Source organism: Lacticaseibacillus suihuaensis (assembly GCF_054785075.1).
On sequence record NZ_BAAGBJ010000003.1, the window covers coordinates 118,918 to 132,868 of the forward strand.

The 13,951-nt window shown below is 62.7% G+C and carries 11 protein-coding genes; 8 read left to right on the plus strand and 3 right to left on the minus strand.

The window, feature by feature from the left end; all coding sequences use genetic code 11:
• Positions 1-19: 19 nt before the first annotated feature.
• Positions 20-517: a GNAT family N-acetyltransferase gene (locus ACYVRZ_RS04200; RefSeq protein ID WP_461225097.1), complete on the minus strand. Its 498-nt coding sequence runs from the start codon at positions 515-517 to the stop codon at positions 20-22.
• Positions 518-689: 172 nt separating this feature from the next.
• Between ACYVRZ_RS04200 and ACYVRZ_RS04205 the strand changes: the two genes are divergently transcribed.
• The 6 genes from ACYVRZ_RS04205 to ACYVRZ_RS04230 all read left to right on the plus strand — a co-directional run bounded on the left by ACYVRZ_RS04205 (position 690) and on the right by ACYVRZ_RS04230 (position 9,083).
• Positions 690-2,417: an ABC transporter ATP-binding protein gene (locus ACYVRZ_RS04205; protein WP_461225099.1), complete on the plus strand. Its 1,728-nt coding sequence runs from the start codon at positions 690-692 to the stop codon at positions 2,415-2,417.
• A complete protein-coding gene (locus ACYVRZ_RS04210; RefSeq protein ID WP_461225100.1) occupies positions 2,410-4,188 on the plus strand; it encodes an ABC transporter ATP-binding protein in 1,779 nt (592 codons plus the stop codon). The genes ACYVRZ_RS04205 and ACYVRZ_RS04210 overlap by 8 nt, the downstream gene beginning before the upstream one ends.
• Before the next feature lie 105 nt (positions 4,189-4,293).
• Positions 4,294-5,544, plus strand: a complete 1,251-nt coding sequence (gene sstT / locus ACYVRZ_RS04215) for a serine/threonine transporter SstT (RefSeq protein WP_461225101.1) — start codon at positions 4,294-4,296, stop codon at positions 5,542-5,544.
• 174 nt (positions 5,545-5,718) lie between these two features.
• Positions 5,719-7,008 carry a serine/threonine transporter SstT gene (gene sstT, locus ACYVRZ_RS04220; protein ID WP_461225103.1) on the plus strand — a complete coding sequence of 430 codons (1,290 nt, stop codon included), beginning with the start codon at positions 5,719-5,721 and terminating at the stop codon, positions 7,006-7,008.
• Positions 7,009-7,198: 190 nt separating this feature from the next.
• Positions 7,199-8,611 carry an APC family permease gene (locus ACYVRZ_RS04225; protein WP_461225276.1) on the plus strand — a complete coding sequence of 471 codons (1,413 nt, stop codon included), beginning with the start codon at positions 7,199-7,201 and terminating at the stop codon, positions 8,609-8,611.
• A gap of 271 nt (positions 8,612-8,882) precedes the next feature.
• The gene (locus ACYVRZ_RS04230; RefSeq protein WP_125704133.1) at positions 8,883-9,083 is read left to right on the plus strand and encodes a cold-shock protein; all 201 of its coding nucleotides are present in this window, start codon (positions 8,883-8,885) and stop codon (positions 9,081-9,083) included.
• 162 nt (positions 9,084-9,245) lie between these two features.
• Here ACYVRZ_RS04230 and ACYVRZ_RS04235 read toward each other — a convergent pair whose 3' ends face one another.
• Positions 9,246-9,794 carry an NADPH-dependent FMN reductase gene (locus ACYVRZ_RS04235; RefSeq protein ID WP_461225106.1) on the minus strand — a complete coding sequence of 183 codons (549 nt, stop codon included), beginning with the start codon at positions 9,792-9,794 and terminating at the stop codon, positions 9,246-9,248.
• An 82-nt stretch (positions 9,795-9,876) separates the two neighbouring features.
• Positions 9,877-10,413, minus strand: a complete 537-nt coding sequence (locus ACYVRZ_RS04240) for a TetR/AcrR family transcriptional regulator (RefSeq protein WP_461225108.1) — start codon at positions 10,411-10,413, stop codon at positions 9,877-9,879.
• A 168-nt stretch (positions 10,414-10,581) separates the two neighbouring features.
• Here ACYVRZ_RS04240 and ACYVRZ_RS04245 point away from each other — a divergent pair, with 168 nt between their 5' ends.
• Positions 10,582-11,283, plus strand: a complete 702-nt coding sequence (locus tag ACYVRZ_RS04245; protein ID WP_461225109.1) for an ABC transporter ATP-binding protein — start codon at positions 10,582-10,584, stop codon at positions 11,281-11,283.
• A gap of 5 nt (positions 11,284-11,288) precedes the next feature.
• A complete protein-coding gene (locus ACYVRZ_RS04250; RefSeq protein WP_461225111.1) occupies positions 11,289-13,883 on the plus strand; it encodes an ABC transporter permease in 2,595 nt (864 codons plus the stop codon).
• The last annotated feature ends 68 nt before the right edge of the window (positions 13,884-13,951 follow it).

Below are 13,951 nucleotides of genomic sequence, written 5' to 3' on the forward strand. Positions count from 1 at the left end.
CGCCCCAAAACGGCGCTGCCTAGCCTGGCAGCGCCGTTTTGGTGTCGATCACGAACATTTTGGAGCGGGTGCCGTCGGCCTCGGTGACCGTGGTCGCGTAACGCCAGCCGTAGCGCTCGTAAAAGCCCTGGAGGTCGGTGATTAGGTAGGCCTTGGGGATGCCGGCCGCGGCCAGGTCGGCCACCGCCATGTGCAGCAGCTTACCGGCCAGGCCGCGGTTGTGATAGGTCGGGGTCACGAACACGGCGCAGACGTTGGGCGTCAGGTCGAGACGGTCGTGGAAGTCGTTGGCGATCACGCCGAGGCCGCCGACGATGTGGTCACCGGCCACGGCCAGGTACCAGCTCGGCACCGGGCCGGCACCGCTCGCAAGACTTGCCGCCATGCTCGTTTGGTAGGCTGCACGTGGTACTCGCCACTGTTGGTGGAACCAGGCGGCCGCCGGTGCGGCCAGGGCCGGCCGCTCCCGCAGCCGGCACAGCTGCACCGCGGCGGGAGCGGTGAAAGAATCTTTCATTGAATGGGTCACCTCCGTCACCATCAGCATACCACGCGGTCACCGGGGCCGGCCAGCCGTCGCTACCGGTGGCCGGTAGCCGCGTCGACGCAGGTGTGGCCCCGAGGCCACTTGCAAGCCTTCTGATGTTCGGCTATGCTGAAAGAACTAAGTTTATATAAGGAGTACATATATGCGCGTATTGATACCATATGTTAAGCGGTACAAGTGGGACGCGATTTGGGCGATGGTCAGCATCGTTTTTCAAGTCTTCGCCACGCTGTGGCAGCCGCGGATGCTACAGACGGTGATGGAAGCCATCATGAAGCAGGACAAGACCACCGTATTCAACTACGGCATCGGCCTGATCTTGCTGGCGGTGGTCGGCATCATCGCCGGCATCATCAACACCGTGTACTCGGCCCGGTTGGCCCTGCACGTTGCCACCGACCTGCGAGCCGACCTGTACGACCACATCCAAAGCTTCGCCTACGCCGACATCGAGGACTTTTCTGCCTCCAACCTGGTGGTGCGGATGACCAACGACGTCAACCAGGTCCAGCAGGTGGTGATGGCCGCCTTCCAGCAGGTTACCCGCATTCCGCTGGTGTTCGCCGGTGCCTTGGCGCTGGCCCTGACCACGATGCCCGAGCAGTGGTGGGTGATCGCCGTGATGATGGTGATCATCGTTGGCGTCGGCCTGGTCACCTTCAAGACCATGAGCAAGTACTTCGCCCAGACTCAGCAGGACATCGAAGACGTCAACACCTTGGCGCGTGAGAACCTGATGGGCATTCGCGTGATCAAGTCCTTCGTTCAGGAGCAGGCGCAGATCACGGGTTTTGCCAAGACTTCCGATCGCCTGCGCGACGTGACGGCCAAAATCGGTGAGCTGTTCGCCGTGTTGATGCCGGCCTTTTTCCTCACCGCCAACATCGCGGTGGTGGTCAGCGTCTACATCGTCGGCCAAAACGTGACGGCGCATCCGACCTACCTGGCCGCCATCTCAAGCTTCACCAGCTACCTGATGCAGATTCTCTTCGCCGTGATCAACGCGTCGTTCATGATGACCTTCGCGTCGCGTGCGTTCATCTCGATGGGGCGGATTCGCGAGGTGCTGGATCACAAGCCGAGCATGCACTTCACCACCACCGGCCCGGCCACGGTGCCGGGGGACATCACCTTCGAGCACGTGACCTTCACCTACCCAGGGGACACGCAGCCGACGCTTCAAGACGTCTCCTTTACCGCCCCGGCCGGGTCGATGATCGGCATCGTCGGCGCCACCGGCTCGGGCAAAACCACGCTGGCCCAGCTAATCGCGCGGCTGTTCGACCCCGACTCCGGCCGCGTCTTGATCGGCGGCGTCGATGTGCGTGAGCTGCCAGAGGCGACGATTCGCAACGCCGTGGCCTACGTGCTGCAACGCGCCACGCTGTTTTCCGGCACCATCGCCCAAAACCTGCTGCAGGTGCAGCCGGCCGCGACGCCGGCGACCATGGCCCGGGCGGCAGAGATCGCCCAGGCCGCCGAGTTCATCGAGCGGCTGCCGGAGACTTACGACGCGCCGGTCGAGGAGCGGTCGGCCAACTTCTCCGGCGGCCAAAAGCAGCGGCTGGCGATCACCCGCGGCGTGATCGCCGACCCGGAGATCCTGATTCTGGACGACGCGACCTCGGCCTTGGATGCGCGGTCTGAGAAGCTGGTGCAAGAGGCGCTTGACCGCGAGCTGACCCGCACCACCACCGTCGTGATCGCCGAGAAAATCGCCTCAATCATTCGCGCCGATCAGATCCTGGTGATGGATGGCGGCCGCCTGGTCGCCACCGGCACCCACCGCCAGCTGGTCCAATCCAGTGCCATTTACCAAGAAATCTACGCCACCCAAAAGGCCAAGGAAGGAGGCGTCGCCCATGTCTGACATCAAAAACGCCGGTAAGTACTACTACCACTACCTGCACCGCTACTGGAAGGGCTTCTTGGTGACGGCCATCCTGATTGGCATCAGCACCTGGTGCGTAGTGGTGGCGCCGACCTACCTGGGCCGGGCGATCACCGAGCTGACGAGCTACCTGCAGGCCTGGGGCAACCCGGCGACCCGCCAGGCCGCCAGCCTCGCGAAGTTCCACCACACCTTGATTGTCTACCTGCTGCTGTACTTCGGCGACGCCTCCACGCTGTTCGTCGCGTCCTGGATTCTGGCGCGAATCACCGCCTTTTCCACCGGTACCATGCGCATCGGGCTGTTTCGCAAGATGCAGCGCATGAAGGTGCAGTACTTCGACGCCCACAGCGACGGCGACATCCTCGCGCGTTACACCAGCGACCTGGACAACATTTTCAACGCGCTGAACCAGGCGCTGATCGACATCTTCCTGGCCGTCGCGCAGCTGATCGGGATTTTGATCATGATGTTCGACCAAAACGCGACGATGGGCTGGGTCACCATCGCCTCGACGCCGGTTGCGCTGGGCGTTGCCGCCTTCGTGATGCAAAAGGCCAGCGTCGCCGTTAACCAGCAGCAGCAGGCAATCGGTGCGATGAACGGCTACATCAACGAGCAGGTGACCGGCCAGAAGGTGATCATCACCAACGGCCTGCAGCAAGACTCCGCCAACGGCTTCCGCCCGTTCAACCAGGCGGTTCAAAAAGCCGCGGTGCGGGGCCAGATTTGGTCCGGGGTGCTGATGCCCCTGATGTCTGGGATGTCGCTTCTCAACACCGCGATCGTCATTTTCTTCGGCTCCTGGCTGGCGCTGAACGGCCAGATGGCCACCGGCGCCGCCTTGGCCCTGGTGGTGGTCTTCGTCAACTACGCTCAGCAGTACTACCAGCCGCTGACCACGCTGACCAGCCTTTACGGCATGATTCAGCTGGCAATTACCGGGGCCCGGCGCGTCGACGAGGTTCGCACCCAGCCGGACGAGCAAGACAGCGGGACCGAGGTGTTGACCGGGCTTGAGTCGGCCGTCAAAATCGATGACGTTCGCTTCTCGTACCAGCCGGGCAAGGAAATCCTGCACGGCGTCACCATCGACGTCGCCAAGGGCGAGATGGTCGCCTTGGTCGGCCCGACCGGCTCGGGCAAAACCACGGTGATGAACTTGCTCAACCGCTTCTACGACGTCGACTCCGGCGCCATCACCGTCGACGGTCAAGACATTCGCCAGTTCACGTTGGCCAGCCTCCGCGACACGGTCGGCATCGTGCTGCAGGAGCCGCAGCTGTTCTCCGGCACCATCGCCGAAAACATCGCGTTCGGCGACCCGACCGCCGCACTTGAGCGCGTCAAGGCCGCGGCCAAGCAGGCCAACCTGGATGACTTCATCGAAGGGCTGCCCGAGGGCTACGACACGCACGTTTCAGACGAGCAAAGCGTCTTTTCCGCCGGGCAAAAGCAGCTGATGTCGATCGCCCGCACCATCTTGACCGACCCGCGGCTTTTGATCCTCGACGAGGCGACCAGCAACGTCGACACGGTGACCGAGGCCAAGATCCAGGCCGCGATGGACAACGTGATCGCCGGTCGCACCAGCTTCGTGATTGCCCACCGCCTGAAGACCATCCTGAACGCCGACAAAATCGTCGTGCTCAAGGACGGGGCAATCATCGAGCAGGGAACCCACGACGAGTTGGTCGCGCAAGGCGGCTTTTACGCCGAGCTGTACCACAACCAGATGGTGTTTGAATAAAAAAAGTTATGCGCGGCGCGTCGCCAGTGGGGACGTACCGCGCATTTTTTGCTAAAATTAGTTAAACAAAGGGAATGGCTCAAATACGGTGTCTCGGAGGTGCCTATGTTCGCGAAGTATCGCAGCGTCAGCTTGATCTGGCGCATTGTCATCGGGCTGGTGGTCGGCGCGGCGTTGGGGGTGCTGGTGCCTGGCCAGACCTGGATTGGGGTGTTCGGCGACCTGTTCATCGGGGCCTTGAAGGGCATCGCGCCGGTCTTGGTCTTCTTCCTGATCGCCACGGCCATTTCCAAGTACGAGCAAGGCGCCGACAACCACTTCGGCTCCGTGATCATCTTGTACCTCGCCGCGACCTTCCTGTCGGCGGTGGTGGCGGTGGTCGCAAGCTTCATGTTCCGGGTGCGGCTGGTCTTTCCCACGGCGGTCAAAACGGCGGCCACCGCCCCCAAGGACCTCGGGACGGTGATCAAGGACCTGCTGGTCAACGCGGTGGCCAACCCCTTGCAGGCGATTGTTGACGGGAATTACCTGGCGATTTTATTTTGGGCACTGACCATCGGCTTCGCGCTGCGGGCGGCCAACGCCCGGACCAAAGACACCCTGCAGGATCTGACCGACGCGATTCAGACGGTGGCGCAGCTGATCATCGAGTTCGCCCCGGTCGGCATCGTCGGGTTGTTGTTCACCACCATCAGCCAGACCGGGTTCGCCGGCATCATCAAGTACGGCCAGTTGGTCGGACTGTTGGTCGGCACCATGGCCTTCGTCTACCTGGTGGTGTACCCCCTGATGGTCTGGGCGATGACGGGCCAAAACCCGTACCCCTTGACGCTTTGGACGCTTAGGGTGTCCGGCATCCCGGCCTTCTTCACTAGAAGCGGTGCCGTCAACATCCCAATCAACCTGCAGGCCGCCGCCGACCTTGGGCTCAACGAGAAGTCCTACGCCGTCTCGATTCCCCTAGGCGGGTCGGCCAACTCCGGCGGGGCCGCCATCACGATTTCGATCATGACGCTTGCGGCCTGCAACACCTTGGGCATCCAGGTCTCGCTGCCGCTGGCCGTGCTGCTGTGCCTGATGAGCGCCCTGGCGTCGACGGGGGTGTCTGGCATCGCCGGGGGCTCGCTTTTGATCATTCCGATGGCCGCCAGCCTCTTTGGCATCGACAATGGCACCGCCATGCAGGTGGTCGGCATCGGCTTCATCATCGGGGTGATCCAGGACTCGGTCGAAACCGCGGTGAACTCGGCCTCGGACCTGCTGTTCACCGCCGCGGCGGAGTACCACGACCTGAAGAAGGCGGGGCGGCCGGTGGATAGCCGCGCCGCGGTGGCCCGGGCCAAGCGCCTGGAATAAGGACGGAGAAGGCGGCGGCTGCCGCCTTTTTGTTTGCAATTCAAGAACTCGTGACTAAGAATTAAAAACTTTATGCTCGCAAATGGTAGACACGTGTTCTAATTTGGCGTACAATCAGACCCATCATCTATTTTCAACGCCCGGGTCAAGCGGCCTGGGCAGGGGGAGGACGCCATGTTTGCCAAGTATCGTCAAGTCTCACTGATTGTTCGCATCCTAATCGGGCTGGCCGTTGGGTCGCTGCTCGCGGTGCTGCTGCCCTCGGCGACGGCCATCGGGCTGTTGGGTCAGCTGTTCGTCGGGGCCCTGAAAGGCGTGGCGCCGGTTATGGTGTTCTTCTTGATCATGTCGGCGGTGTCCGGCTACCAGTCGGGCAAGGAGAACCACTTCGGCTCGGTCATCGTGATGTACCTCAGCGCCACCTTGCTGTCGGCCTTCGCCGCGGTCGGGGCGTCTTGGCTGATGCCGGTGCGATTGGTGTTGCCCAAGGCCGCCAAGGTGGCCGGCGGGGCCCCGCAGAGCCTGGCCAAGGTGCTTGAGGACCTGTTGACCAACGCGGTGGCCAACCCGCTGGCCGCGGTGGTCAACGCCGATTACCTCGCGATTTTGTTCTGGGCCCTGATGATCGGCTTCGCCCTGCGGCTGGCCTCCAAGGAGACGCGCAAGGTGGTCAGCGAGTTGTCCGGGGCCTTGACGCAGGTGGCGCAGCTGATCATTGAGTTCGCGCCGTTTGGCATCGCCGGGTTGATCTACACCACGATTCGCGAAACCGGGTTCGCTGGCGTGGCCAAGTACGGTCAGCTGGTCGCGCTGCTGGTCGGCACCATGGCCTTCGTCTACCTGGTCGTCTACCCGGCCATGGTCTGGGCGATGACGCGTCAAAACCCGTACCCCCTGACGTTTTGGACGCTTAGGGTGTCCGGCATTCCCGCCTTTTTCACCCGCAGCTCCGCGGTCAACATTCCGATCAACCTCAAGGCCTGTGCCGCGCTTGGGCTGAACAAGGCGTCGTATGCCGTCTCGATTCCCCTGGGTGGCTCGGCCAACTCCGGCGGCGCCGCAATCACGGTGTCGGTGATGACGCTGGCCGCCTGCGCGACTTTGGGCATCCACGTCTCCTTCCCGCTGGCCCTGATTCTCTGCGTCCTGACGGCGCTGGCCGCCACCGGGGCATCGGGCATCGCCGGTGGCTCGCTGTTGATTATCCCGATGGCCGCCAGTCTCTTTGGCATCGATAACGATATCGCGATGCAGGTGGTCGGCATCGGCTTCATCATCGGCGTGATTCAGGACTCGGTCGAAACGGCGGTGAACTCGGCCTCCGACCTCCTGTTCACGGCGACGGCCGAGTACCACGACGCGCTGAAAAACGGCCACCCGGTCGACATCAAGGCGGCCGTGGCGCAGGCCGCCGGCAAGCCGGCTCCCGCGCCTCGCGCCGCCAAGGCGGTGCAAGACGCCTGACGCCGGGTGCCTGCAGTCTCAACGCCGGTGCTGCCCTGTGGCGGTGCCGGCGTTTTTGCGTCGTGAAAAGTTCAGGGGGCCAATCAATTGGGCATTTTGCGATTGACATCGCCACTGAGAAAAGCGACACTAAGAGGAAACAATTTTTTCGATGAATGGAGGCCACGAGTTGCGCGGATTATGGAAGCGAATGAGCCTGCGGGAGGACCCGGGGGTGTACTCAGACAAGGATGCCCATCTGCCACGGGTGCTGACGGTGAAGGATTTTCTGGCGCTGGGGGTCGGGACCATCGTGTCGACTACGATCTTCACGCTGCCCGGCGTCGTCGCGGCCGACCACGCCGGCCCGGCGGTGGCGATTTCCTGCCTGCTGGCGGCGGTGGTGGCAGGGCTGGTCGCCTTCGCCTACGCGGAGATGGCCGCGGCCATGCCGTTCGCCGGCTCCGCTTACTCCTGGATCAACGTGGTGTTCGGCGAGGTGTTCGGCTGGATCGCCGGCTGGGCACTTTTGGCCGAGTACTTCATCGCCGTGGCCTTCGTCGCCTCGGGGCTGTCCGCCAACTTCCGGGGGCTGTTGACCTCGTTTGGGCAGACGCTGCCGGCGGCGTTGAGCAATCCCTTCGGCACCGACGGCGGCATCGTCGACCTGGTCGCCGTCGGGGTGATCGTGATTGTCGCGGTGATTTTATCCCGCGGGGTTCACGAGGCCGCCCGGGTTGAAAACGTGCTGGTGGTGCTGAAGGTGATTGCGATTCTGGCCTTCATCGGCATCGGCCTGACGCGCCTGGACCTGCAAAACTTCGTGCCGTTCATTCCCAAGCCCCAAGTTGCCGTGGATGGCACGGCCTTTGGCGGCTGGCGCGGCATTTACGCCGGGGTCTCGATGATTTTTCTCGCCTACATCGGCTTTGACTCCATCGCCGCCAATTCGGCGGAGGCCAAGGACCCGGAACGCACCATGCCGCGGGGCATCATCGGCAGCCTGATCATCGCCGTGACGCTGTTCATGGCGGTGTCGCTGGTGCTGGTGGGGATGTTCAAGTACACCAATTACCATGACGTCGCCGACCCGGTTGGCTGGGCCTTGCGCCACGCCGGCTTCACCGGCGCCGCCACGGTGATCGAGGCCGTGGCGGTGGTGGGGATGTTCACCGCCTTGATCGGCATGATGATGGCCGGGTCGCGGCTGCTTTACAGCTTCGGCCGCGACGGGATGCTGCCGAAGTTTCTGGGCAAGCTGACCCCAAGCGGTCTGCCGAACCACGCGCTGGCGGTGCTGTCCGTGATTGGGGTGTTGATCGGGGCGTTCTTCCCGTTCAAGTTCCTGGCCCAGCTGATCTCGGCCGGCACCCTGATTGCCTTCATGTTCGTGTCGCTTGGCATCTACAAGCTGCGGCCGCGGGAGGGCAAGGACATCGCCAACCCGGCGTTCAAAATGCCGTGGTACCCGGTGATGCCGGCCCTGGCCTTCATCGGGGCGTTGATCGTGTTCATGGGGCTGGACATTCAGGCCAAGCTCTACTCCGGCGTCTGGTTCGTGGTGGGGCTGGTCGTCTACCTGGCCTACGGGATTCGCCACTCGACTTTGAGCCGCCGCGAGTGAGTTGGTAAGCAAATTTACTAGCCGCGAGGCGGCCGGTGTTTTTTTCAGCGCAGCCCCGCCGGCGCGGCGTTTGCGCTGGTGACGCTTCCATTTCGACCGGGCTTGCGTCGATGCTCGCACAAATGATTAGGTTTTTTTTCGCGGACGTGTTATACTTTAGGTACCGTGATAGATGAATTGAGAGCTGTGATGTTTCTGAGCATAATGGATTTCTTTCATTGATTACCGGCTGTTTGTCACTATTAGGTTTAATATGAAGGAGATTCATACAATGCAACAAGGTACAGTTAAATGGTTCAACGCTGACAAGGGTTACGGCTTCATCACTGGTGAAGACGGCAAGGACGTTTTCGTTCACTTCTCCGCTATCCAGGGTGACGGCTACAAGACCCTCGACGAAGGCCAAGCCGTAAGCTTCGACGTTGAACAGTCCGACCGCGGCCCACAGGCGGCTAACGTCAACAAGCTGTAAGACAAAGGAAACCGCCAGTGATGGCGGTTTTTTTGTGTCCAAACGCGGGAATTGCGAGACCGATCCTGGCTTGGCCAACCGCGGCCAGCAGTGGCCACAACGAACCCGGCCCCACCGTAGCGCTTGCGCAGACGCTGCGGTGGGGCCGGGTTTTGAAATTGCTCAGCTCAGCTTCTCGGCGAAGCTCAGGTACTGGCTGAGAATCTGCTTGAAGTAGTCACCGGTGGCCGACACGAATTGATCCGGGCCGCTCATCAGCTTGGTGACGTTGCCGATGTAGGCCTCGGGCTGCTGCAGCGTCGGCATGTCCAGGAAGGTCAGCGACTGGCGCAGGTGGTGGTTGGCGCCGAAGCCGCCGATGGCGCCGGGCGAGACGCTGACGACAAGCGCCGGCTTGTGGGCCCAGACGTTCTCGCCGTACGGGCGCGAGCCGACGTCCAGCGCGTTTTTCAAGGCGGCGGGCACCGAGCGGTTGTACTCGGGGGTGAAAAACATGACGCCGTCGCAGTCGGCCACCGCCCGGCGCAGCACGGTCCAGGCCTCGGGCGGCGGGGTGGTTTCCAGATCCTCGTTGTAAAACGGTAGGTCGGCAATCTGCAGCCACTTCACGGTGACGTGTTCGGGCAGCAGGGCAGCAAAGGCCGTCGCGACCTTGCGGGTGTATGAGTCGCGGCGCAGGCTGCCGACGACGATTCCAACAGTTGTTAGCATGACGCGGTGCTCCTTTCTCTGGGTGAGGGGTCCAATCCTCTTTATTGTACCCGCTTGCTCGCAGTCGGCGCGAGTCAGACGCTCACAGCGGCGATAGGTCGCCGATCACCGCGGCAATCTGCGCCGGCGTTTCCTTGGCACCGCCGCGCAGCCAGCTGGTGATCACTCGCACCGCGCCGCTGAGGCAAAACTCGAAGTAGTAGTTAAGTACCGCCGGGTCGTCCTCGTGAAACAGGTGCTGGTACTCGGCCAGGGTGCGTTGGCGAATCGGGGCCAAGATGGCCTGCAGGAGCGGCGAGTCGTCGAGGTTGCGAATGATGATCTGCGTCGCCGCCTCTTCCTTGGCGATCACCGCCAGCACCTGTGGCAGCCAGCTTTGCAGCGGCTGATCGCTCAGCAGGGGGCGGATGGTGGCGATCAGGTCGGCCTCGATGGCGTGGAACAAGGCGGTGGGGTCTTGGTAATGGGCGTAAAACGTGCCGCGGTTGACATCGGCCACGGCGCAAAGCTGGGTGACGGTGATCTTGGCCAGCGGCTGCGTCGCCAAAAGCGTGACCATGGCGTCGCGCAGCCGCTGCTTGGTGTATTGCGTCCGACGATTGTTTTTGGTCCCGACCATGTGTGGCCTCCTTGGGTAATTGGGTGAGGTGTCACAACCGAATCGAACAAATCGGTCACGGTGTGTTCAATTCATGACACGCCGGCCGGAATTGCTGGTTGTACCCGCCCGGCCATTCTTGCATAATATCATTATACCAACAATGTGTCTGGTTAATGGAGGTTAATCGTGAGCTATATCGAAGTGCGTAACGAATTCAAGCGGTACCAGATGGGTGAAACCGAGATCGTCGCCAACCACGACCTGTCGTTCAACTGCGAGGCGGGGCAGCTGACCGTCATTCTCGGCCCCAGCGGCGCCGGCAAGTCGACCGTCTTGAACATTCTGGGCGGCATGGACACCCCGACGTCCGGCCAGGTTGTGATCGATGGGGTCGACATCGCCCGGTTCAACGACCGGGAGCTGACCACCTACCGCCGCGAGCAGGTCGGGTTCGTCTTTCAGTTCTACAACCTGATTCCCAACCTCACCACCAAGGAAAACGTGGAGATGGCCAACTCGATTGTCAAAGACGCCTTGGACGCCGAGACTACGCTGCGGGAAGTCGGGCTGGGTAACCGGCTGGACAATTTTCCCTCCCAGCTGTCCGGCGGTGAGCAGCAGCGCGTCGCCATCGCCCGGGCCCTGGCCAAAAACCCCAAGCTGCTGTTGTGCGACGAGCCGACCGGGGCCTTGGATTACGAAACCGGCAAGCAGGTGCTGGGGCTGTTGCAGGCGGCCAGCCGCAAAGACGGCAAAACGGTGCTGATCATCACCCACAACGCGGCCCTGGCCAAGATGGCCGACCGGGTGATTCACATCAACGACGCCCGGGTGCGTGAGGTGATTGACAATCCCAACCCGACGCCGGTTGAAGAGATTGCGTGGTGAGTGCCATGCGTCCGATGACTAAAAACATGTGGCGCGAGATTCGCGCCAACCGCGGTCGCTTCATCGCCATCATCTTGATCATTTTGCTCGGGACGCTGATTTTCGTCGGCGTTAAGGCGGCCGGTCCCGGGCTCAACGGCTCGATGAGCGCGACCGTTCAAGACGCCAAGCTGAGCGATGTGCAGTTGATGTCGACCACCGGCTTCACCAAGGCCGATGTGGCCACGGCCAAGCAGGTCAAAGGCGCTACCGCCGAAGCGCTGAAATTCAAGTTCGCGACCGGCGAAGGCGACAACGTGGTCGCCTTGTACGGCTACCGCAAGGGCCTGAGCCAAAACCAGCTGACGTTGCGTGCGGGTCACCTGCCTCAAGCGGCCGACCAAATCGTGCTGGACCAACGCGCCAAGGCCGAGTACGACTTCAAGCTGGGCGACACCTACCGCTTCCCGGCCAGCGCCAAGCTGCGCCGTCGCACCTACAAGGTGGTCGGCTTCGCCGATTCGCCGGCCTACATCGACAACACCAGCCGCGGCGCCGCCAACATCGGCGACGGCACGGTGCGTTACTTCGCCTACCTGCCGGAGGCCCAACTGAAGCTTTCCGTGGCCACCCTGCTGAACGTGCGGTTTGCGGCCCTTCAAGACCACAACACCTACAGCAAGCCCTACAAGGTTCAGGTGGCCGCTAAGCTGCGGCGGCTCAAGGCGGTTTTTGCCAAGCGAGCCCCCAAGCGCGACGCGGCGTTGCTCAAGCAGGCGGCCGCGCCGCTTGAGCAAAAGCAGGCAGACCTGAAGGCGGCGCAGGCCAAGCTTGCGGCCGCCAAGCAGCAGGTGGTGACTCAAAGCCGCGGTACCCTGACCACCACACCTGAGATTACCGCCCAGGAGAAGCAGTTGAAGGCGGCACAGGCCAAACTGGCGGCGGCCCGGACCAAGCTCACCGCCAGCATTCACACCACCTACACCTGGCAGACGCGAGCCGACCTGTCCGGCTTTGCCGCCTTCGCCGATTCCTCGGATCGCATCGCGGCGATTGCCAACGTGTTTCCGGTGTTCTTCTTCCTGATCGCCGCCTTGATCACCTTCACCACCGTCACGCGGATGGTCGAGGAGGCGCGAGGGCAGATCGGCACGTTCAAGGCGCTGGGCTACTCGCGCTGGGCGATTGCCAGGAATTACGTGACCTACGCTCTGATGGCCGGCACCATCGGCGCGGTGCTGGGGGCCGTCATCGGTAACTGGAGCCTGCCGCGGCTGGTGATTTCGCTTTACCACAACAGCATCCCGATGGTGGTCACCGTGCCGGTCCTGTGGGGCAGCGGGGCCTTGGCGCTGGGCTTTTCGCTGCTGGCGACGGTTGGCGCCGCGGTGGTCGTGGTGTCGCGCGAGCTGCAGGAGAAGCCGGCCGCCTTGATGCGGCCCCGGGCCCCAAAATCCGCCAAGCGGATCTGGCTTGAGCGCATTCGGCCGCTGTGGCGGCGCCTGAGCTTCAACCAGAAGGTCAGCTACCGCAACCTGTTTCGCTACAAGAGCCGCATGGTGATGACCATCATCGGCATCGCCGGCGGCACGGCGCTTTTGCTGACCGGCTTCGGGCTCAGCGACTCGATCGGCGGCACCGCTTCCGCCCAATACGGCGGTGTGTTCCACTACGATGCCTTGGTGGCGCTGAAAACCGCCGGCCAACCGGCCAAGGCCCGGCGCGTTTTGGCCCAAAGCACAGCCTTCCAAAGCGCCGCGGCTTTGAACACCCAGGTCGGCAAGGTCAAGGCCCATTCGACGGTGCTGACCGAGGTCAACTTGTTCACGCCGCTTGACCCGGCGGGTTTTGGCCGCTACGTCACGCTGAGCCGCAAGCTGCCGGCCAAGGGCGTGGTGATCAGCCAAAAAATCGCCTCGGGCCTCGGGGTTGAGGCCGGTGACCACCTGACCTTCACCACCGCAGACGGCGACCAGGCCAGACTGAAGGTCGCCGGGGTCACCCAAAACTACATGGGCGTCTTCGCCTACCTCAGCCCCCAGGCCTACCGCGCGGCGTTCGGCAAGGCGCCTGCGACCACGACGCTGGCCGTGCGGCTGGCCGACCCGACCGCCAAGCAGCAAAACCGCCTGGCGCATCAGCTGCTGGCGGCCAACGCGGCGCTTGGCACCAGCTTCTCAAGCGACCAGGTGACAAGCGTTGAGACCATGACCCAGACCATGGGGCCGGTGGTGCTCATTTTCATCCTGCTGTCCGGGGTCTTGTCCTTTGTCGTGCTGTACAACCTCACCAACATCAACGTCTCCGAGCGCATCCGCGAGCTGTCGACCATCAAGGTGCTGGGCTTTTACGACGGCGAGGTGACGATGTACATCATGCGCGAAAACATCGTGCTGACCTTGGTCGGCATCGTGGCCGGCTACGGGGTCGGCTGGGGGCTTTTGGCCTTCATCCTGCACCAAGCGGCGACCGCGCAGATTATTTTCCCGGTGATCATTCACTGGCCGGGGGTCGCAGCTTCGACGGCCTTGATGATTGGCTTTGCCGCGATTGTGATGGCGGTCACGCACCGCAAGCTGCGCCACATCGACATGATCGGGGCCCTCAAGGCCACCGAGTAGCCGGTCTCACCAAAAAGGCGCCGAGCGTCTCGATTCAACAATCGAGACGCTCGGCGCCTTTGCGCTGC

Excerpts from the sequence above, each read along its gene's own strand:
- ACYVRZ_RS04200 (WP_461225097.1), bottom strand. The coding sequence starts at position 517 with ATGAAAGATTCTTTCACCGCTCCCGCCGCGGTGCAGCTGTGCCGGCTG.
- ACYVRZ_RS04205 (WP_461225099.1), top strand. The coding sequence starts at position 690 with ATGCGCGTATTGATACCATATGTTAAGCGGTACAAGTGGGACGCGATT.
- ACYVRZ_RS04210 (WP_461225100.1), top strand. The coding sequence starts at position 2,410 with ATGTCTGACATCAAAAACGCCGGTAAGTACTACTACCACTACCTGCAC.
- sstT (WP_461225101.1), top strand. The coding sequence starts at position 4,294 with ATGTTCGCGAAGTATCGCAGCGTCAGCTTGATCTGGCGCATTGTCATC.
- sstT (WP_461225103.1), top strand. The coding sequence starts at position 5,719 with ATGTTTGCCAAGTATCGTCAAGTCTCACTGATTGTTCGCATCCTAATC.
- ACYVRZ_RS04225 (WP_461225276.1), top strand. The coding sequence starts at position 7,199 with ATGAGCCTGCGGGAGGACCCGGGGGTGTACTCAGACAAGGATGCCCAT.
- ACYVRZ_RS04230 (WP_125704133.1), top strand. The coding sequence starts at position 8,883 with ATGCAACAAGGTACAGTTAAATGGTTCAACGCTGACAAGGGTTACGGC.
- ACYVRZ_RS04235 (WP_461225106.1), bottom strand. The coding sequence starts at position 9,794 with ATGCTAACAACTGTTGGAATCGTCGTCGGCAGCCTGCGCCGCGACTCA.
- ACYVRZ_RS04240 (WP_461225108.1), bottom strand. The coding sequence starts at position 10,413 with ATGGTCGGGACCAAAAACAATCGTCGGACGCAATACACCAAGCAGCGG.
- ACYVRZ_RS04250 (WP_461225111.1), top strand. The coding sequence starts at position 11,289 with ATGCGTCCGATGACTAAAAACATGTGGCGCGAGATTCGCGCCAACCGC.